Below are 24,395 nucleotides of genomic sequence, written 5' to 3' on the forward strand. Positions count from 1 at the left end.
TTTCGAAGGCGAAAATATGAATAAATTATTAATTTTAACTATTTAAATCAAAACTGTTCACAGGCAACACAAAGAACCGGTTCAGTCGGATATCCGTCTGCCGGTTCTTTCATTTCTATGATTCTCTAGCTAAGTTACTCTATTGGTTCTAGCTGTTCGGGAGTGTGTAGACCAAGTCCACCTGTTCTCCATTGCTAAAACGATAAAATCGATAGTGGTTATGCGTACCGTCTTTATAATACACTTGCCACACATATATTCCATTCACAACTCCGGGCATGATTCGTTTAATCTCACCGGCAGGAACTTCGGAACTAAAGCGATTGCGTATCTGTGCTTCGGACATCCCATTCTGCAGCAGTTCACTGTGTACAGCGTTAGCACCTGTAGCAGGTTGATTGTTTGCATCGAATTTAACCCAGACCATTACATCCTGGTTATCCTTGTTTTTGCCGATCAGGGTCCAGTAGATGTTGTCAGAGCCTTCTTTATCTCCCCAGATGTACTTACGCAGTTCATCATAAGATGTAATGCCCAGTTTCTCCTGTGCTGCCTGTATGGCGAGCGCTTCTTCCTTACGCTGGTCCTGTGTGACATACACGTAATAACGCTGAAGCCCAAACAGAATCAGAACCAGTGCAAGCAGCGAAATCCATATCCACTTCTTTTTTTTCTTCAAAAGCCGAACTTCCTTTCCCTATGATGCTCTGCAATGCAATTAACGAGCAAGCAAACCATCAAATGCCAATTGAGACTCACGCAAAATGCGCTCTTCATCCAGCGTCAGACATTCGCCATGTTTGACCACTTGTTTTCCATCTACCCATACATGCTCCACATCTTTGGCAGAGGCCGAATAGATCGTATGTGAGATCAGGTCTGTATGTGGGTAGAAGTGTGCCTGTTCAATGTCCAGGGCGATGAAATCAGCCTTCATGCCTACCTGAAGCGCTCCGGTATTGTTCAGGAAGATGGATTTAGCACCATATGAAGTTCCGAGTAGTAACGCTTCGCCCGCTGGCACTGCCGTCGGGTCACCAGACACACCTTTGTGGATCAATGCAGCCAGTCTCATTTCCTCAAACATATCCAGGTTGTTGTTGCTTGCCGGTCCGTCTGTTCCGAGTGACACGGTAACTCCTGCTTTCAGCAACGCAGGTACCCGCGCAACACCGGAAGCAAGTTTCAGGTTACTTCCCGGGTTATGGGATACAGCCACATCATGGCGGGCCAAAATTTCAATCTCTTCATCATTCAGATGCACCGCATGTGCAACCAGGGATGGACGGGAGAAAAAGCCCAGTTTCTCCAGATGTGCCACAGGACGCAGTCCATAGTCTGTAACGTTCTGCTCCACTTCACGCAGCGTTTCCGACATATGTGTATGCAGAGGAAGGTTAAGGTCATTCGCGACCTGTACAAGCTTCTCTATGTAGTCAGGAGGGCATGTATATGGTGCGTGTGGCGAGATTACGGTTGTGATGCGACCATCTGCCTGTCCATTCCACTCACGTGCAAACGCTGCCGACTCCTCCAGCTTCCGCAATTGCTCTTCTTCCGAACACAACCCGATTACACCACGTGCCAGTGCTGCTCTAACACCGGATTGTTCCACAACTTTGGCAACTTGATCCATGTGATCATACATATCCAGGAAAGCTGTAGTTCCGCCTTTCAACATTTCAAGCACGGATAGCGAAGTTCCCCAATATACGTCTTGTGAAGTCATTTTCGCTTCCATCGGCCACATTTTTTCCTGCAACCATACTTGCAACGCAAGATCGTCTCCGTGTCCTCTGAGCAACGACATCGCTGCATGACCATGCGTATTGATCAGACCCGGCAGGAAAAACAATCCTTTTCCATCCACTTTGGTGCAATTTTCGTCTCCATCCGGCAATGTCTCACCAATATGCACAATCTTGTCATTCTCAACAACCATGTATCCATGAACCACATTCCATGTTGTGCCTTCATTTACAGCAAATTTGCCGTTATGAATTACCCATCTATTTGTTGTCATCTTCCTCGTCGTCCTTTCCAGTCTCCAAGTAATAGGCCAAACTAAGCAGATCCGTTGTAAAGTCAGCATGGTGAATGCGGATATGTGGCGGTGTTTTTAGAATGGTTGGTGCAAAATTAAGAATTGCTTCGATTCCGGATTCAATAAGCTGATCGGCTACATTTTGAGCTTCCGTATCTGGAACTGTAATAATCCCGATGCGGATGTTATCCGTCTTAACCGCTTCCGTCAATTCATTCATTGGTTTTACCGTCAAACTGTTGATTTGACTACCAATCTTCGGTCCATATGCATCGAATACAGCAACAATCTTCATGTTGTCTTTCAGATATGCGTTGTAGTTGGACAAGGCCTGTCCGAGGTTACCCGCGCCTACCAGAGCTACATTAATTTGCTGATCAATTTTGAGAATGTGACGAATTTTCTCGATCAAATAGGATACATCATATCCGATCCCTTTTCGACCAAAATCACCGAAGTAAGCCAGGTCTTTTCGAATTTGGGCAGGATTCAGATCCAGCCTCTGTCCAAGCTCTTGAGAAGAAACAGTAGCCACCTCACGCTGATGCAACTCGTTCAAATAGCGCAAGTATACAGGCAGACGTCGTACCACCGCTTCCGAAATTTTATCCGATTTCATTCTTGCTCCCCCTTACCAATGCCACGATAAAATAATAGATGAAAAGATGAGCATTCTGTATAAACTCCAAGATAGACGTGACATTTTATACAGAATGCTCCTTGTAATTTAGGTTATAAGTTCTTACGTGCAACTGCATTAATCGGATACGGAAATATCTAATAAAGTTTAACGCCAAATGATCGTGTCATGCAATGATATAACGAACAAAACAACCATTATTCTTGTTCATTAACAGGTTTTTCTAACCACTCGGTAATTCGTGGAACCATCTGCTCCGTGAGCATATGCTCCATTTTGGGACCAGGTAATGAATATAAAAAGAATTTGCCATAGTACGCTTCAATCACACGTGTATCATAAACAATGACAATACCTCTGTCCTTCGCTGTACGCACCAATCGGCCAAATCCTTGCTTGAAACGAATGACCGCTTGCGGCACAGACAGTTTCATAAATGGATTTTTCTTTTGCTCCTGGAGCAACTCACTCTTGGCTTCCACCAACGGATGATTCGGCGGCTGGAAAGGCAGGCGCACAATAGCGAGACAGGTCAGTGCTTCTCCCGGGATATCTACACCCTCCCAGAAGCTGCTCGTGCCCAAGAGTACCGTAGCTTTGGCATCCTGGAACCTGCGAGTCAACTTGGAGCGGCTTCCACTGTCCACACCTTGGCCCAACAACGAGATGTCGTTACCAGACAGTGCCTCCTTCAGCGGATCATAGACCTGTCGCAGCATCTTGTATGAAGTAAACAGAACCATCATGCGTCCACGCGTGGAAATTGCGGTCTCTGCAAGTGATTGCACCAGCATATTGACAAAGTGCGCATCACCCACACTGCCTTTCACACTTGGGAAATCACGGGGAATCACTAGAAGTGCCTGATCGCGATAATTGAATGGTGACGGCAGCATCGACGTTAACAGCCGATTATTCTCGGAGGCTTCCTGTAAGCCAAGCTGCTCAATCATGAACTGGAATGACTTATCTACAGATAGCGTAGCCGATGTAAGCACAACACTTTTCTTTTTATCAAAGAACAAATCCTTCAGTTGTGCACTGACATCTACAGGTACGGCATACAGTTGAAGAGATTTACTTCGGAACTGACCGCTGGCTTCCATCCAGTACACCGTTTTGGCATCATCCATACGCATGAAGAATCGCAGATTCTCCTTCAATGTGGTCAGATCTTTCAGCAATCCTGTAATGTCCGTAATCAGACTATCCGATTGATAGTCATCCTGATCCTCTTTCACCTCAAGCAGCAATTTGTCCCCTTTGCGAACCAAATCGCCCAGAGTCACATAGATCTGGTTCTCCAGATCCTGCAACTCCTGCCATTTCGCAGGTTTCTGAGATGCCTTCAGGCGCAGGGAAAATTGCCCTGTCTCTCCCGGTGAAGCATCACTTCGTTCAGGCAAAAGACCGAACAGGGCATCGCTCATACGATCCCACAGTTCCTTAACCTCAACAGCTAGCGGGAACATCTGATCCACCATGGAGCCCCATTGCACCGAATTTTCATGCCCGGATAACTGCGAACGAAGCATAGGCAGTTGTCCATTACGACTGTCTTTAAACAGACGGGTCAGGGTATGAACCAACGTGAAATATTTCATATGCATTCCAAGATGTTTACCAGCTACATCCTCCAGATGATGGGCCTCATCGATCACAAGACTCTCATAGGCTGGCAACAGCTGATGTGCTGCTTTGACATCCGTAAACAGTTTGGAGTGATTGGTAATTACGATATCAGACAACCCGGCCTCATGTTTGGCGCGATGATAGAAACATTTGCGGAACCATGGGCAGGATCTTCCCAGACAGGACTCAGATTCGCTCTGTACCGTCTCCCAGAAGTCGCCTCCGCGTCCGCTAAGGTTAAGCTCCTCATCATCTCCAGTTTCGGTCTGAGTAAGCCACACGATCATCTGAGCGGCTGTGAAATAATCCTCTTTGGGTGTGGCGAATTCACGTTTATTGATTTTGTGCTCGAATTTGCGCAGGCACAGGTAATGTCCACGTCCCTTGAAGACAGCAGCCTTAAACGGAAACGGAACCACTTGGGTCAGCATTGGAATATCCCGCTCTCTCAATTGCTCCTGCAGATTGATCGTATGGGTGCTGACCATGACTTTCTGTTCTTGTTTCACACTTTCGTAAATCGCTGGCAACAGATAACCCAGAGATTTACCGGTACCCGTTCCAGCTTCGATCAAGAGATGTTTCTCTTCATCCAGGGCTTGCCTTACACTGCTGAACATTTGAGTCTGCGCTTCACGCTCTTCGTAATGATCCAACGTATCCTTCAGGTTCTCCCGAACCTGGTCCATAAACTGTTCGAAGCTTACACCATCGAGGGGGTTACCCTCCCGTTCATCACGTGGTGCACCAATATCGGTCCAATCACTTACATTAAGAGCAAGCTGCCGATAATAGGTATGTCCGTCCAGATCCTGAATCGGCTCTGCTTCCTTCTCACTGCGCATCCCGTCCAAGAACCAACCCAAGTCACTGTCTTCTGGTGCGAACAGGTCACTGAGCCGCTGAATCGTTATGAGCGGTAATTCCTTTAACTCATCCAGACACTTGAGCAGCACATAGGCTGTCGCCAGTGCGTCACTGTCTGCCTGATGAGGGCGATCATGTTGAAATCCAAATTCAGTAGACACATAACCGAGTTGATAAGAACCCAGTGATGGGAACGTAATCTTCAGAAAATCAATGGTATCCAGAATACGGCCAGTGAACGGCAGATAACCACAACGGTCAAGAGCATTCTGCAAAAAGTGAAAATCAAAAGCTACGTTGTGTCCAACAAGCACCACATCGTTAAGCAGCGGAACCATCTCCATCATCATCTCTTCGAGTGAAGGAGCGTCCGCCACATCTTCATCGGTAATACCCGTTAACCCCGAGATAAACGGGGGAATCGGGACACCAGGGTTCACATAAGAACTATATATTTGAGTTATGCTGAAGTCATGATCTATGATGGCAAGTCCGGCTTGTATAATCTCACCGTCGGACTGCGTGCCGGTTGTTTCGAAATCCAATACGGCAAATTTCATTGCAATATACGGTCCCTTCCATTCCAGTCTATGTTACAGCATAGCAAAAAAAAGGGGATTTGAAAATTAACTGACAAAAAAGCGGTGTCCCCGCCGCTATGCCAAAGGAGGGAACACCGTTTTTTTGTCGCCGAATTCCCGCTTAATGAAGGGTCGTCAGCTGATTAGCATATTGCAATTTTCCCCTGTTCAACCTGCATGCTTCCATGTTGTACAGTGGTTCGGTCAACGTCGGGTCATACTGAAGGGCCTGTGCAAAGAGTGAACATGCACCCTCCGGATTCCCAAGCTTGGCTTGAATACAGCCCAGGGCATTACATACAAGTCCCTTCAAGCGAGGTGAACCCTTAAGGTACATGATCTGCTGCAAATGTGTCCCTGCTTCCGCCATTTGTTCCAAATTCAGATAGGCGAGTGCCAGGTAAAAACGAGTCAATGCACTCTCCGGATGGTCGGTCACAACCCGGGAGAACTGCAAGATCGCCTGCGGATACATCTGTAATTTGAAATAGCCCTGTCCTCGACTGAAACATTCCAGATGGAGTTCAGGCAGAGCGGTAACAGCTTCCTGTTCCGGTTCAAGGGAAGCAGGCTTATCCATCTCCCGCTCCCTCACCTGGCTCATCTTTTCTTCAAACATCAGCCATTCATCCAGCATTCCGTCACTCATCCGCTTAAGCAAGTTCCACTTTTGCAGCAATTCTTGTTTGTTCAGACCTTCAGCGGAAGGATAGCTCTTGATAATTTCATCTAACATGTCGTTCATTTCTGCGAAAACATGCTGGAACATCGTTGCATCCCCACCCTTGAAAAAATGGATTAGTGCAGTGACCTGTACTCATTTTTTGCTTCAAGGGCCGATTTCATTCTCCTTACCAGTCGATTACATAATTGTTGCGTGGACTTCCTGCTTCATGGTTTGTACAGGCTTATTCTGTCCATCTACAAATACAACGGTTGGTTTGTGAGTATTTGCCTCTTCTTGCGACATCATGGCATAAGAAATGATAATGACGTTATCTCCAGGTTGCACCAGGCGTGCAGCTGCGCCGTTAAGACAGATGACCCCGCTTCCGCGCGGTCCTGGAATCACATAAGTTTCCAGACGTGCACCATTGTTGTTGTTCACAATTTGCACTTTCTCGTTTTCCATCAAGTCGGATGTTTCCATTAAGTCTTCGTCTATGGTAATGCTACCCACATAGTTCAAGTTGGCTTCCGTTACCGTAGCCCGGTGAATTTTGGATTTCATGAGTGTTCTAAACATGGGACAGTACCTCCGATTTTTGCAACCTTATATTGTCAATCAATCTTGTTTTTCCGAATTTCACCGCAAGTGCAATGAGCAGATCGTCACGTCCTTGAACTTCTTCCTGATCTGCGAGCGGCTCCAGACTTGGAAAAGCCTGAATCTCAGCGTAGTCGATCACTGCAAGCGATGAGGTTGCAATCTGCTCGCGCAGAATACGACGGATATCTGCGGCGTTTATAGCTATACCCGTATCTGCGGCTTCCTGAGCTGCGCGCAGTGCCTTCGACAGAACCAACGCCTGTGTACGCTGTTCTGCGCTAAGATAGACATTACGTGAACTAAGAGCAAGACCATCCTCTTCGCGAACAATCGGACAGGGAACAATTTCTACAGGCATATTCAAATCATTCACCATCTGTTGAATGACCGCGACCTGCTGAGCGTCTTTCATACCAAAAAATGCACGCTGTGGCTGTACGATGTTGAAAAGCTTGGAGACTACAGTCGTTACTCCGTTAAAATGTCCTGGTCGGGAAGCGCCACATAGGCGCTCAGTCAATTGTGAAACAGATACCGTTGTCTGCGTTGCCTGTGGATACATCTCTTCAACTGAGGGAATAAATACGATATCTACTCCTTGTGAGCGTGCTGTTTCCACATCTCTGGCTTCATCCCGCGGATAACTGTCAAAATCTTCATTAGGGCCAAATTGAATCGGATTAACAAATATGCTTAATACCACGATATCGCTCTGTTGTCTGGCTGCCTGCATCAAGCTTGCATGACCTTGATGAAGATAACCCATTGTCGGTACCAGACCTACAACGGACGAACTGGACCGAATCGCTTGACGCTTCAAGCTTAGTTCCTGTCTCAACTCTGCGATTGTCCGTAATACTTTCATGAGTTACTTCCCACCTTTTCCTTGCGTTGTCCGTACAGTTGGTCCAGAACACCATCCGCAGCACTGAATACATGCTCTTCGGCCGGGAACGAACGATCTTTCACTTCTTTCACGAAAGCTTCGATGCTGGTTCTGATTAGTGTACCCACATCTCCATAGGTTTTGACAAAACGTTTGGGCGTATACGGAGAGGCGTATTGAACCACATCGTGGAATACCAGTACCTGACCATCACAGCCTCGTCCTGCGCCAATTCCGATGGTTGGGATGGACAGTTCCTCCGAGATCGCCCGTGCAACTTCTTCCGTAACCAGTTCAAGCACAATGCCAAACGCACCAGCAGCTTCCAGGGCTTTGGCTTCATCCATCAGACGTTTCGCATCCGCTGCATCCTTGCCCTGAATGCGGTAACCACCAATCTGATTAACCGATTGAGGTGTCAGACCGATATGTCCAAGAACAGGTACGCCTGCTTGCACAACGGCTCTGACGGTGTCCGCAATCTCGACTCCGCCTTCCATTTTAACCGCATGGGCATGCCCCTCTTGCATCAGTCGACGTACGCCCTTAAGCGTCTCGTCCACGCTGCCATGATAAGTCATAAAAGGCATATCAGCCACAATAAACGTCTTCTCAGCCCCACGCACTACGGAACGTGTATGGTACACCATGTCGTCGATGGTCACCGGAAGTGTCGAATTATAACCCAGCACTACATTGCCAAGTGAATCGCCAACCAGGATCAGATCGATACCTGCTTCCTCTGCGAGGAGCGCTGTTGGATAATCGTAAGCCGTGATCATGCTAAGCGGCACGCCATCCTGCTTGTATTTTTTCATCTTCACAATATTCATCGCTTGTTTGTTCGCCATTTTCTCTCATGGCTCCTTTCTTCTTTTCAAATAAAACGCAACAAAAAAACCTTTTAGTTTTCCACTAAAAAGTCCCGAAAAGTCAAAAAAGAGTCACTTGCGATCGTCCCTTCTGTCTCGGTCCTCTTCGGCTCAGAGCAGAATCCAACAACTCACTTAAACGTATTTCATTCTTGCACTGCGTGCGGTCTGCTTATATCAAACACATCAAAGCAGAACAAAGGTTACTGTTACGGGAGTGCAATTCGGTCTGTATTAGCCGATATCGCCTCACGAACACAGTATACCAAAGTTCTGCTCAAACTTCACGTCTTATGTTCATTTTACCAATAAAATTCGACAAATTGTTTAAGGTTTCCAGGAAATCTCACCAGAGATGACTAGCGCATGTTCACCACCGTGTTTCTCCACAAGGAGTGCTCCTGAAGCGTCCAGACCGATTGCCTTCCCCTCAATGACACCCTGAGGATTCGTCACTGTAATCTCTCGATTTAACGATACGGACAGGGCCTCCCATAGAGCTGAGATCACACCGAATCCTTCTTTTTGATACAAAAAATATAACTGTTCCAGCTCGGTTAAAATGGCAGCCGTGAGCTTGGTACGATCAACGGCTTGCCCCGTCGCCATCTTGAGCGAAGTCGCTATAGTCGTCAGATCTTCCGGATAATCCTCGGGATCAAAGTTCACATCAACGCCTATACCTGCAATACAGTATCTGACTTCATGATCTTCCACCGTGGATTCAAGCAATATGCCACATACCTTGCGTCCATCAATCAACAGATCATTGGGCCATTTGATGCCTGCATCAGCGCCTGTACAAGTTCGAATGGCACGACATACAGCCACTCCTGTTAATAAAGTGAGCTGTGGCGTATGCTGAAGTGGTAGATCAGGACGCAACAGGACACTCATCCAGATTCCTTTACCCGGAGGAGAGAACCACTGTCGACCGAAACGGCCTCGTCCTCCTGTTTGTTCTTCCGCAATGACCACAGCACCTTCAGCTTGCCCCTGTTCAGCCAGCTTCAGAACATCCCCTTGCGTAGACAAGGTCGAGGTCAACAGAACAGCCTTACGGCCAAATACGGTTGTGTCCAGCGCCAATTGGAGGGCAGTAGCGTCAATGCTATCCGGCTTCGTCACCATACGGTACCCTTTGCGGGAAACAGCTTCAAACTCATAACCCATGTCTCGCAACTTGTTCACATGTTTCCACACAGCAGTCCGACTGATGGACAGATTACGACTGATCTCTTCACCCGATACGAATCGTCCTTCTGCATTTAATAACATATGTAACAGATCTTCATGTTTGGTCATCTTGAACCACCCGCTTCACTTCTGCACTTAGCGCTTCATGCTGATTCACTATCGTTCCAATCGCCGTTTCTCTTAACAAATGTTTCATCAGTTGACCCAGCCAAGGCCCGCCTTTGCGCTGCACCATTTGCAACACTTGTTCCCCTGTGATGTCCAATTCTTTCAAGTCATGCACAGGGATTGATTGACTCCATTCGACTGCCAGTTTTTGAACCAAAACAACCTGCATTTCTGCCTGTTCAGGCTGGTTCCGCCAGCCTGTTGGCAGTAGGGACTGTATTCGAAGCCAATCATCGGCAGCCTGAACACCACATGCCAGAACAGTAACGATCCAATCGGAACGGAGACTAACCGTATCCTTCTGCTCCTGTACGGAAGTATGAATCAACTGCTCCACCTGAAGGACCCCTGTTATACGAGAACGATGTTCATTAGAGAATGTCCACTGACGTAATAATACGTCTGCTTCGTCCTTGCTATAACCGCCAGCAATCAGAATGAGTGACCAACGGAGCAACACATGCTCACCTGACAGCTGTTCCAGATTAGATAACAACATCTTGTTGAATCGGGCCGAGCTTACCGGCGCTTTGATATGCGCAAGCGCATTACTTCTGTATAACAGTTCCAGCCCTCTTAATGGATGCGGTCCCGACATCATTTTTACCATCTCGGTCCGTACACGTTCCATCGCTATATGTTGAAGCAGGTCCTTCTGCCTTACTAGACCTTCCCACGTATTATGAGCAATTTTGAAATCGAATACCGATGCAAACCGGACACAGCGGAGCATCCGCAGTGCATCTTCACCAAATCGTTCCATCGCAGAACCTACACATCTGACTCGCTCTTCCTTAATATCTGCCTGTCCACCGAACGGGTCAACGATTGTCCCAGTGACGTCCATGGCAAGAGCGTTCATCGTGAAGTCACGCCGCTGTAAATCTTCCTTGATATCCTGAACAAATTGAACCGCAGCAGGTCTGCGGTTATCCTGATATTCGGATTCTGTTCGAAACGTGGTAACTTCAAAGTAATAACCGCCTGAACGAACAGTAACCGTTCCGTGTTGCAAACCTGTAGGAATGCAGTCGTCGAACAATTCCATGACTTGCTGGGGAGAAGCAGATGTCGTGATATCCATATCGTCTACAACTCGTTCCAGCAATTCGTCACGAACACAACCACCTACCCAATATGCCTTGTAGCCATGTTTGTTTAAAGTTGTGAGTACATTCTCACTTTGAATTGCCATTTCACGATCAACCTGTGTCCATTGAACCACCACATATCACCTCTTCTCTTGCCTGTCGTGGTATGCACAGTATAATTTCGTCAAACCAATTGATTAACCGCAAACCGGCTTCAAGTTCGGAACTTCCCTTCCCAGCACCCGATAATAAATCTGTTCATATTCATGCCGAATGGCATCATTGCAAAAGTCGTGATGCGCGCGCTGAAGACACGCTTCCCTGAACTCCGCAGCCAAACGATCATCTGTTAACAAACGGATGGTGTTCTCGGCCATCGATTGTGTATCCCCGATCGCGGATAAGAATCCCGTCTTACCATGTAAGACCAATTCCGGAATTCCTCCGGCCTGTGAACCGATCGTGGGTACGCCGCAAGCCATTGCTTCGAGCGCCACAAGTCCGAAACTTTCCTTCTCCGATGGAAGCATCAACACGTCAGCCATGGAGATCACCTGGGCAATATCATCCTGCTTACCAAGGAAATGAACCTTATCATTTAAGCCGAGATCATTAATCTTCCATTGCATCTTCGGCAAATCAGGCCCTTCTCCTACAAATAGCAGTTTCGCCGGAACCTGCTCCTGTACCTGACGGAATACCTCCACCACATCCTGAGTTCTCTTCACCGGTCGGAAGTTGGAAATGTGCATTAATATTTTTTCTTCGGGCGCAGCAAAGTCTCTTCGCAAACTGGCTGCATCCCGCGGATAATATATTCGTTTGTCAATAAAATTATAGGTTAGATCGATTGGACGCTGAATATCCAGCAATTCGACCGTTTCCCGAATCAAATCTTTGGATACCGCAGTGACCGCGTCACTTTCGTTAATGGCAAGTCGAATAAGATCCTTCAGAGATTCATCCTGAGCCAGAACCGTAATATCCGTTCCATGTAACGTCGTAACTACTTTCAGGCCGTCCCCTACCATCTGTTTCGCGAGAAAGGCACATACCGCGTGTGGTACGGCATAATGAACATGCAGCAGATCCAGCTGCTGAGACTTGGCCACCTGAGCCATCTTCGTTGCCAATGACAGATCATACGGAGGGTAACGGAACACATAATAATCATTGACTTCAACTTCGTGATAAAAAATATTCTTCTGGAACGTACCCAGTCTGAACGGAATACTGTTGGCAATAAAATGAACCTGATGCCCCTGTTCGGCAAGCAATTTGCCCAGCTCCGTTGCAACAACGCCAGACCCGCCGAGGGACGGATAACAGGTGATGCCGATTTTTAGCTTTTTATCCATCCGATGGACGCTCCTTTGATCTCCCGCTTCATGCAGGTTGATATAATGCAACATGTTAATGAAGCGACTTCCCTCATTAACACGTAAAAAATGAAATCGTTTATTGGGCACTCGGGCCAAATTGATGAACCACGTAAGGTGTAATTGTAGCAAAACCTTCTGCAAAAGGGATGAGACTGCGTTGTCCGAGCAAGGAATCACGGGCTCTTACACGTTCAATATACCCCTGATTCAATGGCGTCGAGACCGCTCCTTCTCCCAGTTCGAATTGGGAACGATAAGAGAGCAATGAAGTTTCTTTTTGCCCATAGTGTTCCGTAATATCTACAATCAAATCCGTAGGTCCAATGTCATTAATAAAGTAAAAATAAAGTTCCTTCACCTGCACAGCAGGCATATCCGGCATGTAGTTCCGAAGCTTGGCATTAAAAACAGCCTCCTGCACAAGCTTACTGCAATTGACATGATCCGGATGACGATCTTCCCAATAGGGAGCAAATACCATTCGAGGGGCATGACGCCGGATCTCAGCCGTTACTGCCTGTACATGTTCAGGAGTAAGATACAAACCACGGTCAGGAAGCCCCAGATTCGTGCGACACGAAAGACCGAGGACGCGGGAGGCTTGCTCCGCTTCCTCGGTTCTGCGCTCTACTGTTCCGTTGGAGGACATCTCAGCACGAGTCAGATCACACACGCCTACTTTCAAGCCAGCAGCGGTATGTTTGGCAATCGTTCCACCCATACCAATCTCCGCATCGTCCGCATGTGCTCCAAAGATGAGAATATCCAGACTCATTCGGAATCACCCGAATTCAATCCAGCCTCAGGCTTGTATTTATGTACGAGCTCTCTCCAAGCAAAATCGCCACGATCCAGAGCCTTAACCAAAATTTCAGCGGTTGCGATATTCGTGGCAAGGGGAATTCCCTGCACATCACAAAGACGTAACAACGCATTGATATCCGGCTCATGAGGTTGTGCCATCAGTGGATCTCGCAGGAAAATAATCAGATCCATCTCATTTTGCGCAACCAAAGCTCCAATCTGCTGATCTCCGCCCAATGGGCCTGATTCGAATCGATGAATCTTCAGAGATGTTCCTTCCATAATACGAAGGCCTGTCGTTCCTGTAGAATATAATTGATGGTCCGTAAAAACAGGCTCATATGCCGTCACGAAATTAACCATCTCTTCTTTTTTACGATCATGGGCGATAAATGCTATTTTCAACATGACAATCTCCTTTAGTCGATGAAGTGGTCAAATCCGTAGATCATTCCTGTATATTCCATAACCTTTTGCACACCAATCTTAACACCAGGCATATAACCTGCTCGCTCGTAGGAGTCATGCCGAATTTTGAGTGACTGTCCATAGTCACCGAAAACTACTTCCTGCTGCGCGAATACGCCAGGCAATCGTACACTGTGAATTCGGAAGCCGTTGTAATATCCGCCGCGTGATCCTTCAATGGTTTCTTCCTCATTCGGGTTACCCTGACGAAGTTCTTCCCGATTGGCAGCAATCAGTTCAGCCGTTTTGATCGCTGTTCCGGAAGGAGCATCCAGCTTCTGATCCCCGTGATATTCGATAATCTCCACATTCGGCATATGTTTGGCAGCCTGTGCTGCAAATCGCATCATCAGAATGGCACCAATCGAGAAGTTAGGGGCAATAAGCCCTCCAATTCCTTTGTCCTGGCATTGCTTGTCCAACTGTTCAATCTGCTCCGGCGTAAAGCCGGTAACACCCATGACAGGTCTAACTCCATGACGAATCGCGATCTCGGTATGTGTAAATGCATATTGCGGCACTGTAAAATCAACCATAACCTGAGGTTTTGTTTCGGCAAACGCCATTTCGATATCATCAGTCACCAGTACCCCACACTCTGGTAAACCAACAAGGGTTCCTGCATCCGTGCCTGCTCCGGAGCGGTTGACAGCCGCTGCAAGCTCCAATTCCGGGTCCTGAAGTACCAATTTCACAACTTCACGGCCCATTCGGCCAGCCGCTCCGATCACGGCAACTCTAATTACTTCACTCATATTGACTGCATCTCCTCGCTATGTTGGATCATATCGTTGAATCCATTTCAACTTAAAAGAATCTTTGCAAAATGAATTCTTATTGAATGGATTTCATACGTTGCTTGATTTCCTGTAACATTTGATGCAGCTGCCCATTCTGCGGGTCGAGCAAAATTGCCTCACGCAGCGCCTGAATTGCATAGTCAAATTCATTCAAATCACTGTAAGCCAGCGCAAGCATAACATGAGCTTCAACGGAGAGCGGATCAAGTTTGACCGCTTCTTGCAAAATCGTTGACGCTTCCACATAGCGCTCCTGTGTTGCAATACCCGCCTGCTCCAACAGCAACTTCGCTCTGGAGGTCAATTGTTTCGCTTCCAATGTCTGCAGATGTAAAATATACTCTTCTGTTCCTGGCGACAATTCCACCGCCTTACGTGCATATTCAAGCGCCGGAACAAGATGTTTGCTGCGGGCGTGGGTAATGGAACAGCGATAATATAACTCCGCATGTTTGGGATGAGCGTGAATGGCTGACTCGAACCAACGAATCGCCTGCTCAAAATCATTTTGCAATATACAGCGGTAAGCCTGCTGCATATATTCTTCCGGTTTCATCATTAAGCTGACCCTCCCCGATCGGGTGATGGTACAGCATATGTAATCTACGCCTAATCGGTGTTTTTGGGAGTCCACCGATTGGCATCGCGGGTGTTAAATTTATGCATGACTTTGTCGTGCGCCTCAGCCAGATCAATGCCGAGTGAGTTCGCAAAACAAATCGTGATAAATAAAATATCTCCAAGCTCAAGTTCAATGGAATTGGCTGCTTCGGAAGATTTCTTCGGCTTCTCGCCGAACTCATGATTCACTTCCCTGGCAAGCTCCCCAACCTCTTCAGACATCCGGGCCAACATGGCCAGAGGACTGAAATATCCCTCCTTGAACTGGGAGATATACTGATCAACCTCACGCTGCATTTCTGCGATGCTTTTCTCCATGAGAACGGATTCTCCTTTTGAAATGATGTCGTATTTGTTCCTAATAATATCAGTTATTTAGATTCACTTCCACCATCATCAGCGACAAATCATTTTTAAAGAATCAATAAACAGGTATACTAGGATGGGAATGATTGCTTCTTCATTCTAATTTATATACAGCGAGGGATCTTATGAGCACTGCCAAAACCTGGGTTCAAGTTAAACTGGTACTTCCCATCCTGCTGGGTACAGCCTTATATGCCTTTGGGCTCCTCTATTTCATTATCCCTAACCAACTTATGGAAGGTGGCCTCACCGGGGTTACCGTGCTGATCAATTATGCCTTCGGCATCTCACCTTCACTAACGACCTTGATTCTTAATGTCCCCCTATTTCTGATCGGGCTCAAAATTTTGGGCGGCAGACAGATGATCTATACAGGTATCGGAATCGGGGCATTGACCGTTTTTCTATGGTTGTTTGAGAAGTTGATTCATCTGGGCTGGATTGAACCATTACATACCGAGAATGACCTCCTGTTAGCTGCTTTATATGCAGGCGTTACCCTTGGAGCCGGTCTTGGCATCGTATTTCGTTGGGGTGGCACGACGGGCGGTTCAGACATCATTGCTCGTATTCTAAACCGCAAGTATGGATGGAGTATGGGGCGAGTATTACTGGGCATCGATTTTGTCATTATCGGGCTCTCTCTCATCTACATCCCCAAAGAAAAAATTCTGTACACGCTCGTAGCTGTATTCATCGCTTCCAAAGTCATCGACTTTATTCAGGAAGGTGCATATTCTGCCCGGGCATTTATGATCATTAGTGACCATGCACCCGAGATTGCGGATCAGATCACACGGGATATGGATCGTGGCGTTACTCTCATTCCAGCTATTGGCGCGTACTCTAAACAGGCTAAACACATGGCCTACTGTGTGATATCCAGGCAAGAGTTCAGGCGTCTGCAGACCATTGTACGTTCCATTGACCCCAGAGCTTTTGTCATCATCAGCGATGTTCACGATGTACATGGAGAAGGTTTCAAAGAAAGCTGACAGCTACAGAGACTATAAGAAAACCTCTTTTCACATGAAGAGCCGTTACCGTGGCTGTTTATGCGAAAGAGGTCTTTTTTTTAAAAAATATACCACAATCACGTTTATATCCAATTAGCGCCGAAAAGGAAAAATCCCCTGCTGCTGTGCACGATATTTACGATATCCGGCGTAACTTAGCGTCGCCACAATGACCGAACTTATCAGCAGCCCGGCTGCCCTCCGATCAGGGCCTTGTACAAACGGTACAAAGGCACTCTCGTCCTTCTCGCGACCAAATAACTGGTTCACCAGCTCCTCCCCATGGCCCACCATGCTCTTTAACTGAGCCAGATCAGGTTGCTTTGCAGCGGTAAGCCCTTTGGTATGAGATAACCAAGCGTCCATCTGAGCAATTTCATACGGTTCACGTCGAATCAGAGCGGCAGGACGTATCGTCTCATAATGCTCCTCCAAAACGGTGTAGCGATTTGCCAGTACGGCCGCAGTTTGCCCTTGATCTGTAGCAGCGGATAAAGCGTCCAGATCGTTTTTTACGATTTTATAATACTGAAGCCATAAAGGCTTGGTTGGATTTGCGAGACTATCTGCTGCAAGTCTGAGTTTGGCAGAGGATTGCTGAAGAGAAGCATCGTCATTTTTCACCTTCACAACGGCTTGTTTCACTTCAACTACGGTTTCGGACAAGGCGTGAATGCCCTCGACTGTCGTTTGTCCCTCAAAGGAAATATGCTCCAAACTTTTACTGATGCGCAGAATGCTTCCTCGCACTTCTTCAATATTGTTTTCGAGCGCCTGACGATACAATATGGCTGCTTCCTCATTAAGTTGTGCAATTGAATTGCTTGTGGACACTTGCTGATCTGAAATCGAATTCAGTCCTTCACTTTGCGCGGTTACACGATATGCTAAGTTCGTCCAAAGCAGCAGAGCCATGAACGATACCACCAATAAGCCAGTTTTGATCCCGAACGTTCTCTTCATGGACATCCCTCCCACCACCAATGTATGGCGGGGGACAGTTCGTTAGAACAAGCAGAAGAGGATTCCGTACCCTACTCGTCTGGTGACAGTTCATTTAGAAAATGATACCTAAACCTGTTACATTATTTCCGCTTTTTTTGAATGGAATAGTTCATACTCTGCCCATCGTAAAATTCGATCTTCATCTTCATTTTGCCATCCAGAATCGAGCTGTCAAATGCATCTTTCAAAAGGGTGAATGCCCCATCCGCATAGTCAGCTGTCGTTTCTAACATAAAACAGCAGAATGTGAACACATTTTGGACACAAAAAAAAGCCGCTACAATAGCGACTTTTCATGAAACGAGTTATTATTTCTCCAAAGTATGAGATCAGGTACGTCTTGCCTGTCTTAAGGCTAGCCACGCGCACAGAATGCTCACCAGTGTTAGTCCGAATGTGAAATTACGTACACCATCTACATGATCATAGAGGGAACCGGGTAACCAAGGGTAAATATCATATGTATAATCCATTGTATCGTTCAACAGCGTCCAGAGACCTGCAACGACAAGGGCAGCCCATCGGAAGCCGAAAAAGCGTACATAAATAAGAGCTTCAATAGCCATCGCACTATGCGAAGCAATCAACATCCAGTCTTGCCAGTGCTGTGTGCCGCCTTGCATCCAGCCAGCGAAAATAATGGATACGGCCCACACGCCATATTTCACAGATGTGACCACAGCAAGCGCCTGAATCACATGTCCGATCCGTTTGATAACAATGGACCGTGGTGGGTACAAGATCCATAGCAACGCTAAAGTAAAAAACAAACTCGCTGTTGGACTATCTGGCACAAATACGATCTGCCACACCGGCTGCTCCGCTAGCGTCAATTTCATTTGCTCTCCGTACCAGATGTATCCGTATACCGTTCCTACCGCATTACACCAAAATAATAGCCACAGGAAATAACGATTGGTCAGAAATTCCCTGCTCCAGAAATACGATAAAGCCACATTCCCTGCCCCTTCCTTCATCATATATTGCGCACGATACAGTGCTGTCCAAAAAACACTTCAAAAAAACCTGACCGCATAAACGATCAGGTTTCATTGGTTATTTCGATTTTACTGTTCTGCTTTCTGTTTCGCAAGCCATTCGGTCAGATGAGTAATCTCTTCATCCGTTACACCTTGAGCAATCGCTTGATCGTACATCGCAGGCATCTCGTTGTAGCCTTCTTTGATAATGGTCAGAATCTCTTCCTGGCTATGCTTGTCACCTACACCCCGAAGTGAAGGTCCACTTGCACCCTTCATATCAGCCGCATGGCAGCCAATACATCCAGCCTTTTTGTACGTTTCCATTGCAGGATCATCCTGTTCCACGATCGCAACTTCTTCTTGCTGTCCAGGTGCATTGGAAACTGGTGGGAGTCCCGCTTCACGCCTCTCCAGTGCTTCTTCTTCACGTTGAATATGTTCAGGCTTCTGTCCACTTGCTTCCAACTCATGCTCGTAGTGTGTCCACGCTACATTCGTCAGGTAGAATACAGAAATGACCGACAAAATCATCAGTGATGAAGCAATGGGGCGTTTATAGAAACGCCGCTCCTTGCCTGTGTCCAGAAATGGTGCCAGCAGCAAAGCTCCGAAAGCAACTCCGCTGACCCCCAGTACCCCGAGCAGAACGTAATCGCCCGATGCATATGGATACTTCAAGTACTGATATAGAAAAAGGAAGTACCAGTCTGGCATAGGAATTACGGATGCGCTCGGATTGGCCGGATAGCCTAAAGGTGCAGGTTCTGAAATCGTTAGTACCAGAATCCCCACCAATACAACGACACCAACCATCCATTCTTTCAGCAGGAAGTTGGGAATAAAGGCTTCTGATTTGCCGGGATACGCCGTGTAATCAGGAGGGGTAATGAATCCCGCCCCTTTACGGACCCGTGAATCACCGACAAAGATAACCTTTTCCTCATCATCCTTCTTATGTCCGTGAGCCATTGCGATTCCTCCCTTCTCAGTTTATAGTGGTCCCGAAATGCCCTGTCTGCGGATCATGATAAAGTGTCCGACCAGAAGCACCAGAAGCACAGCGGGGAGGAAGAATACATGCAGGGCAAAGAATCGGGTTAGTGTCTGTGCACCAACAATCGTACCGCCTTGCAGGAATTCTTTAATAATCGGTCCCAACCAAGGAACCGTATTGGCAATCTCCAGTGTTACTTTTGTTGCAAAATAGGCTTTGTTATCCCATGGCAACAAGTACCCTGTCAGACCCAGGCCCAACATGACGAAAAAGATCAGCATGCCGACAACCCAGTTCATTTCACGCGGTGCCTTGTAAGAGCCTGTAAAGAACACACGCATCGTATGTAAGAACATCATTACGATAACCAGACTGGCTCCCCAGTGGTGCATGCCGCGAACAATTTGGCCGAAGGCTACTTTGGTCTGCAGATACTCCACACTTGCGTAGGCATTGATAATATCAGGTACGTAATACATGGTCAGGAACATGCCTGACAGAATCTGAATAACAGTAATAAAGAACGTCAATCCACCAAAGCAGTACACGAATGCGGAAAAGTGATGAGCCGGATTTACATGCTCTGGAACTTCATGATCCGCAACGTCCCGCCAGATTGGCGTGATGTCGAGACGCTCGTCAATCCAGTCATAGACATTTTTAAACATCTGCGTTCACGCCTCCTAATTCACTCGGGTGTTCGGAACAATGTCGCCCAGATATACCCAACCCTGCTCTTCCTTGACTACGTACTCATCCAGCGGTTTGGGGGCTACGGCAAGATTCTTCCCTTCCTTGTCATAGTGCGCGCCATGGCAGGGGCAATGATACTCGTCAGGGTACTGCTTGTCACTGTTCCAGCCTACTGTACATCCCAGATGTTTACAGATAGGTGAGAGTGCATAAATTTTACCCTGCTCGTCTTTGCGAATCCACGCCACTAACGATGCATTACTCAGATACCAACCATCCTGTTGTTTAAGTTCAAAGGTGAATTCTTGAGGCTCATTCGTAATTTTGCTGATTTCAGCTACTTTGACAGAGGTGCCTTCTCCCTTATGTTGCAAAATCGGGTCCACCGCAAAACGGACCATAGGAAGGATTGCACCGGCGGCCATGTAGGCTGTAGCTCCACCAAGCGTGTAGGTCAAAAACTGCCTGCGTGACATCTCCATGCGGCTTGGCAATTTCAATGAAGCTTCGTGGTGGTCATGCTCACTGCTCATACTGTCTCCAACCCCCTTTTTCAGCCAGCTCTCTCAAACGTTTTCATTTTCATAAATTCCACGACTTACTAGAACATACATAATCATATAGTAGCCCTAGAACACCGTCAAGAATTTGTCACACATTTTTAAGGTTCAATTGTAAGCGTTATTAAAAAAATGTTGGTAAATTGTCACATTTGTCGTCAAAAACTATTTTTTCCACAACTCTCGTATCTTTTCCCCTACAAATCTCGCAATCCCCTCTTCTCCGACCTCATGAGTTAACACGGACCGTCTCAAAACCAGATCAGCAGATGGAATGTCCACTTCATTCAAATGACCATCTGATGACATAATAACCACATATTTGAATCCTGAAGATTTAAGCTGTGCGGACAAGGAATTTAATGTCATTGACAATTCTGAATTGGCATAATGAAAGGCTGGATAAGTCATGATTCGCCCTTTGAAAGGAATTTCGACCATGTCCAGAAAATCTCTCAGCCGCTCCAATGCCTCGGTAACTTCAACTGGCGACTGCTCGCCGCTAAGAGCTGTGTATGGAATAAGGCATGTATCCAGATAGAGTTGCAGTTCAGCCCAGCTGTCTTGAGTCATCTCACTGAATTTCAATTCCCTATATCCCCTCTCTATCCATTTTATTCCCATATTATATATGACCATATCTAATAAATCCAGACATTCATTTCGGAATTTCACATATCAAAAAAGGAAACACGCATCTGCGCATTCCCTTTTATCTCAGAAAGGATCTATTTTGTCTATCAGTTTATGGTCCTCAGTTCATCCGTCAGACTCCGGAAAGCTACTTCGTCTCCGGTAGCTAACGCTTTATCGATTTCCAAATAGAGCTTCTCGCTGCGCTGTTTGCGAAGCGCTTCGTCCCACACCATCTCAGCTGCCAGCCCCAACATGACTTCATACGTAACTTTCATTTTATCCAATAGGATGCACCTCCAAAACGGATTTAAGAGCTCCTATATTCTTTTCCTTTGGTGACATAACCCAGTGAAGTTCTGGACATCCGCTCCAGATCGGCATCAGTCAGCTCACGTATCACTTTGGCAGGTGTCCCCAAAGCAAGAGTATAGGGCGGAATTTTACTATTCTCAGTAACAACAGAACCGGCTCCAATCAGTGTATATTCACCAATGTCGGCTCCATTCAGCAGAATGGCTCCCATGCCGATTAATGATCCAGTTCCAATACGACAACCATGAATGATCGCTGTATGTCCTACGGAAACATCATCTCCCACAATCAAAGGTTGATCCGTATTGACATGCCCGACAACGTTATCTTGAATATTACAGCGCTTTCCAATGATAATAGGAGCCAAATCAGCCCGTAGGACCGCATTGAACCAGACGGAAGACTCTTCTCCCATTCTCAAATCACCGATTAGTTTTGCACCTTCAGCCATATATACCGAAGAGTGTAACTGAGGTTGTAGACCTTTGTATGGAATTATCATTATTATCACTCCTTAATTTGGGAGTGATTTTAGCAACTTGTCCTTCACTTGTCAAACAAAATAGGTGTAATGTCTCCTGAAATGGAGCGACAGGATGCAGCAAGACGTGAGCCCCAGGCTGTCATTTGTATCGTCCGGCCTTCCTCATGTTCCCCAATACGGACCATGCCAAGATGCAACATCATTTTAACAATTCTGTTATCATAGATGGCCTCGGGCGTATCATAATAGAACGGCTGAATGAATGGACCGATCTGACGAAACAGCGACTCGGCGGTTGACCATTCCAAGGCACATTCGCCAGTCCAATACACAATAGAGGACAGATTGGGAATAGCACCTTTATACAATCTTAACCAAAACCTAAATAGCTGTATCATTTCGGCTGTTTTCTCAGCCCCCAGCTTGTCTTCTCCAGCTGCTGATAGCTTCAGCGTGCCTTGCTCCTCACGAACCAGCCGATGGTGAAATGCATAGTCGTAGAGAAGTGCGAAACGATCCGGGTAATCCTTGAACGAACGGCCATATCCGAATCTCCATCCACCTTTGCCCACCAATTCCTCACTAATGTGTAGATGCTCCATAATCTGCTGTTGAGAGCGCCGGTACATCATGCCCTCAGCGTTAAGGGCAATTTCGTGCTGCTGGACAAACTGTAGGAACAACTTGAGATCATCCGCTAAGAGATGATACTCATCCCGATACATGGGTGGTTCCGTCGTTTTTGTAATCCCTGCTCGCAGATGTGTGGATAACACATCCCTGAATCTTAATTTCAGATCCTGTGGCACCTGATACAAATACCTGGTCTGCTGCGTTGTCCCATTGAACAACCATCCACTCTTATTGAAGCGAACGATGAGATCACGTGGACTGGCGCCAGCCTCACTCTCCTTTTTGTCCATCGATTGACGGGCTATGGCAATGAGTTCTTCCATACCATAATACTGGCGAGGATCAAACAACAAGTTGTTCAAAAAGCGCTGATCTGCTTGATTCAGTTGACGTACCTGCTGCTCAAAAAAGGGTCTGCTGCCCAATGTAGTGAGAATACTCTGGATGAGTTCATGTTTGGAGTTGGGCTTGCATTCACATTGGTAATAGTCTGCTATTCGATTAAGCTGGCCAATATCGGCAAAAGTAAGCATATCCGCTAGATTCATGGGTCCATCGCCTCGCCCGTTAACTACTTCGGCTGCTGATTTGGAGCCTGAAATAGTTTGGTTTTGTAAACATCGTTGACGGAATTCCCATAATCTAAACCTCTTTTTGGAAATCTTTTATGTTTTAAATCATACTATGCCCCAAGTCGGACAATCAGAAGAAAAATGAGAGGTTTGAAATCATATAAAGGCTTTATTTCCCCATAAAATGCAAAAAAACAACCCAAGTGGATTACTCAGGTTGTTTTGCTGTGTCCAAAGACAGATGTCGTGTGCAATTATATAACAGCGGACTCCAGTCATCACGTTCCTTTTCCAGGATCGTCAGTGACAGGTTTCCAATCCGCTGTGTATACCGATCTTTAAACAAGGCTGTTAACAGGTTCGCCAGAAAAGCTCCATGAGTGACAATGAGTACGTTTTGGTCCGGGTAGGCAGACCATAGATCTTCCAGAAACGCCAGTGCACGAATCTGGATATCCGCAATCTGCTCCTGTCCCAAGTCCAATGTCTCCCACGATTGACCCCAGCGGGCAACCCGTTCTTCTGAAGTCAGACCTTCGATCTGACCAAAAGCCCTTTCTTTCAACCGTGCGTCCGGCTCAAGCAAAGGTACATTCAACAGTTCAGAGATAATCTCCCCTGTTTCCTGTGCCCGCGATAACCCACTTGTGATGATATAGTCCCACTGGTATTCTTCCGTCAACAGACGTCTTCCCAGTCGCTCTGCCTGATCACGACCTTCCCCATTCAGAGGTATATCAGTCTGCCCCTGTATACGGCCCGCCGCATTCCAGTCTGTAAGACCGTGACGAATAAGCCCGATTCGCACTTACATCCCT

At 46.7% G+C, this 24,395-nt stretch carries 27 protein-coding genes; 1 reads left to right on the plus strand and 26 read right to left on the minus strand.

From position 1 onward, the window contains the following. Positions 1-148: 148 nt before the first annotated feature. From NKT06_RS19975 to NKT06_RS20050, 16 genes are all read right to left on the minus strand, one after another. Complete coding sequence (locus NKT06_RS19975; protein WP_253438517.1) at positions 149-679, minus strand: cell wall elongation regulator TseB-like domain-containing protein; 531 nt, start codon at positions 677-679, stop codon at positions 149-151. 39 nt (positions 680-718) lie between these two features. Then, on the minus strand, positions 719-2,023 hold the full coding sequence (locus NKT06_RS19980) for an amidohydrolase (protein WP_253438520.1): 1,305 nt from the start codon (positions 2,021-2,023) through the stop codon (positions 719-721). Further along, complete coding sequence (locus NKT06_RS19985) at positions 2,010-2,663, minus strand: redox-sensing transcriptional repressor Rex (RefSeq protein WP_253438523.1); 654 nt, start codon at positions 2,661-2,663, stop codon at positions 2,010-2,012. Before NKT06_RS19985 ends, NKT06_RS19980 begins: the two co-directional genes overlap by 14 nt. A 218-nt stretch (positions 2,664-2,881) precedes the next feature. Next, complete coding sequence (gene dinG / locus NKT06_RS19990) at positions 2,882-5,743, minus strand: ATP-dependent DNA helicase DinG (RefSeq protein ID WP_253438526.1); 2,862 nt, start codon at positions 5,741-5,743, stop codon at positions 2,882-2,884. 142 nt (positions 5,744-5,885) lie between these two features. Further along, positions 5,886-6,533, minus strand: a complete 648-nt coding sequence (locus tag NKT06_RS19995; RefSeq protein ID WP_253438530.1) for a tetratricopeptide repeat protein — start codon at positions 6,531-6,533, stop codon at positions 5,886-5,888. Between the two features lie 93 nt (positions 6,534-6,626). Next, on the minus strand, positions 6,627-7,010 hold the full coding sequence (panD, locus tag NKT06_RS20000) for an aspartate 1-decarboxylase (protein ID WP_017687742.1): 384 nt from the start codon (positions 7,008-7,010) through the stop codon (positions 6,627-6,629). Next, positions 7,003-7,899, minus strand: coding sequence for a pantoate--beta-alanine ligase (gene panC, locus NKT06_RS20005; RefSeq protein ID WP_253438533.1), 897 nt, complete (start codon positions 7,897-7,899; stop codon positions 7,003-7,005). The genes panD and panC overlap by 8 nt, the downstream gene beginning before the upstream one ends. Beyond that, a complete protein-coding gene (panB, locus tag NKT06_RS20010; protein ID WP_253438536.1) occupies positions 7,896-8,771 on the minus strand; it encodes a 3-methyl-2-oxobutanoate hydroxymethyltransferase in 876 nt (291 codons plus the stop codon). The genes panC and panB overlap by 4 nt, the downstream gene beginning before the upstream one ends. Before the next feature lie 348 nt (positions 8,772-9,119). Beyond that, positions 9,120-10,097 (minus strand): biotin--[acetyl-CoA-carboxylase] ligase, encoded by a 978-nt coding sequence (locus NKT06_RS20015; RefSeq protein ID WP_253438539.1) that lies wholly within the window; start codon positions 10,095-10,097, stop codon positions 9,120-9,122. Further along, positions 10,084-11,382 carry a CCA tRNA nucleotidyltransferase gene (locus NKT06_RS20020; protein WP_253438542.1) on the minus strand — a complete coding sequence of 433 codons (1,299 nt, stop codon included), beginning with the start codon at positions 11,380-11,382 and terminating at the stop codon, positions 10,084-10,086. Before NKT06_RS20020 ends, NKT06_RS20015 begins: the two co-directional genes overlap by 14 nt. Before the next feature lie 63 nt (positions 11,383-11,445). Further along, entirely contained in the window at positions 11,446-12,606 is a 1,161-nt protein-coding gene (gene bshA / locus NKT06_RS20025; RefSeq protein ID WP_253438545.1) for an N-acetyl-alpha-D-glucosaminyl L-malate synthase BshA, read from the minus strand. Between the two features lie 100 nt (positions 12,607-12,706). Next, positions 12,707-13,405 (minus strand): bacillithiol biosynthesis deacetylase BshB1, encoded by a 699-nt coding sequence (gene bshB1, locus NKT06_RS20030; RefSeq protein WP_253438549.1) that lies wholly within the window; start codon positions 13,403-13,405, stop codon positions 12,707-12,709. Next, entirely contained in the window at positions 13,402-13,842 is a 441-nt protein-coding gene (gene mgsA, locus NKT06_RS20035; protein WP_017687735.1) for a methylglyoxal synthase, read from the minus strand. Before mgsA ends, bshB1 begins: the two co-directional genes overlap by 4 nt. Positions 13,843-13,853: 11 nt before the next feature. Beyond that, the gene (gene dapB / locus NKT06_RS20040; protein WP_017687734.1) at positions 13,854-14,657 is read right to left on the minus strand and encodes a 4-hydroxy-tetrahydrodipicolinate reductase; all 804 of its coding nucleotides are present in this window, start codon (positions 14,655-14,657) and stop codon (positions 13,854-13,856) included. 79 nt (positions 14,658-14,736) lie between these two features. Then, positions 14,737-15,261, minus strand: a complete 525-nt coding sequence (locus tag NKT06_RS20045) for a tetratricopeptide repeat protein (RefSeq protein WP_253438552.1) — start codon at positions 15,259-15,261, stop codon at positions 14,737-14,739. Positions 15,262-15,311: 50 nt separating this feature from the next. Continuing rightward, complete coding sequence (locus NKT06_RS20050; protein ID WP_017687732.1) at positions 15,312-15,641, minus strand: nucleotide pyrophosphohydrolase; 330 nt, start codon at positions 15,639-15,641, stop codon at positions 15,312-15,314. A 173-nt stretch (positions 15,642-15,814) separates the two neighbouring features. On the opposite strand from NKT06_RS20050, the gene NKT06_RS20055 reads away from it, so the two are divergent. Further along, positions 15,815-16,684, plus strand: a complete 870-nt coding sequence (locus NKT06_RS20055) for a YitT family protein (protein WP_253438555.1) — start codon at positions 15,815-15,817, stop codon at positions 16,682-16,684. Between the two features lie 114 nt (positions 16,685-16,798). Here NKT06_RS20055 and NKT06_RS20060 read toward each other — a convergent pair whose 3' ends face one another. The 10 genes from NKT06_RS20060 to NKT06_RS20105 all read right to left on the minus strand — a co-directional run bounded on the left by NKT06_RS20060 (position 16,799) and on the right by NKT06_RS20105 (position 24,385). Beyond that, a complete protein-coding gene (locus NKT06_RS20060; protein WP_253438558.1) occupies positions 16,799-17,668 on the minus strand; it encodes a sporulation protein YpjB in 870 nt (289 codons plus the stop codon). Between the two features lie 371 nt (positions 17,669-18,039). Then, the gene (locus tag NKT06_RS20065; protein ID WP_253438561.1) at positions 18,040-18,666 is read right to left on the minus strand and encodes a DUF1405 domain-containing protein; all 627 of its coding nucleotides are present in this window, start codon (positions 18,664-18,666) and stop codon (positions 18,040-18,042) included. Between the two features lie 111 nt (positions 18,667-18,777). Further along, positions 18,778-19,662 (minus strand): menaquinol-cytochrome c reductase cytochrome b/c subunit, encoded by an 885-nt coding sequence (locus tag NKT06_RS20070; protein ID WP_253438564.1) that lies wholly within the window; start codon positions 19,660-19,662, stop codon positions 18,778-18,780. Between the two features lie 21 nt (positions 19,663-19,683). Further along, positions 19,684-20,355 (minus strand): menaquinol-cytochrome c reductase cytochrome b subunit, encoded by a 672-nt coding sequence (qcrB, locus tag NKT06_RS20075; RefSeq protein WP_017687726.1) that lies wholly within the window; start codon positions 20,353-20,355, stop codon positions 19,684-19,686. A gap of 15 nt (positions 20,356-20,370) precedes the next feature. Next, the gene (locus NKT06_RS20080) at positions 20,371-20,913 is read right to left on the minus strand and encodes a QcrA and Rieske domain-containing protein (protein ID WP_017687725.1); all 543 of its coding nucleotides are present in this window, start codon (positions 20,911-20,913) and stop codon (positions 20,371-20,373) included. A 192-nt stretch (positions 20,914-21,105) separates the two neighbouring features. Continuing rightward, positions 21,106-21,528 (minus strand): DUF2487 family protein, encoded by a 423-nt coding sequence (locus NKT06_RS20085; protein ID WP_253438567.1) that lies wholly within the window; start codon positions 21,526-21,528, stop codon positions 21,106-21,108. A 152-nt stretch (positions 21,529-21,680) separates the two neighbouring features. Continuing rightward, entirely contained in the window at positions 21,681-21,860 is a 180-nt protein-coding gene (locus tag NKT06_RS20090; protein WP_017687723.1) for an IDEAL domain-containing protein, read from the minus strand. Between the two features lie 23 nt (positions 21,861-21,883). Continuing rightward, positions 21,884-22,390 carry a gamma carbonic anhydrase family protein gene (locus NKT06_RS20095; RefSeq protein WP_253438570.1) on the minus strand — a complete coding sequence of 169 codons (507 nt, stop codon included), beginning with the start codon at positions 22,388-22,390 and terminating at the stop codon, positions 21,884-21,886. A 44-nt stretch (positions 22,391-22,434) separates the two neighbouring features. Continuing rightward, positions 22,435-23,553 carry a hypothetical protein gene (locus NKT06_RS20100; protein WP_253438573.1) on the minus strand — a complete coding sequence of 373 codons (1,119 nt, stop codon included), beginning with the start codon at positions 23,551-23,553 and terminating at the stop codon, positions 22,435-22,437. Between the two features lie 232 nt (positions 23,554-23,785). Beyond that, positions 23,786-24,385 (minus strand): histidine phosphatase family protein, encoded by a 600-nt coding sequence (locus tag NKT06_RS20105; RefSeq protein WP_253438576.1) that lies wholly within the window; start codon positions 24,383-24,385, stop codon positions 23,786-23,788. Positions 24,386-24,395: the final 10 nt, after the last annotated feature.

The sequence above is a fragment of the Paenibacillus sp. 1781tsa1 genome (assembly GCF_024159265.1).
Lineage (GTDB): Bacteria > Bacillota > Bacilli > Paenibacillales > Paenibacillaceae > Paenibacillus.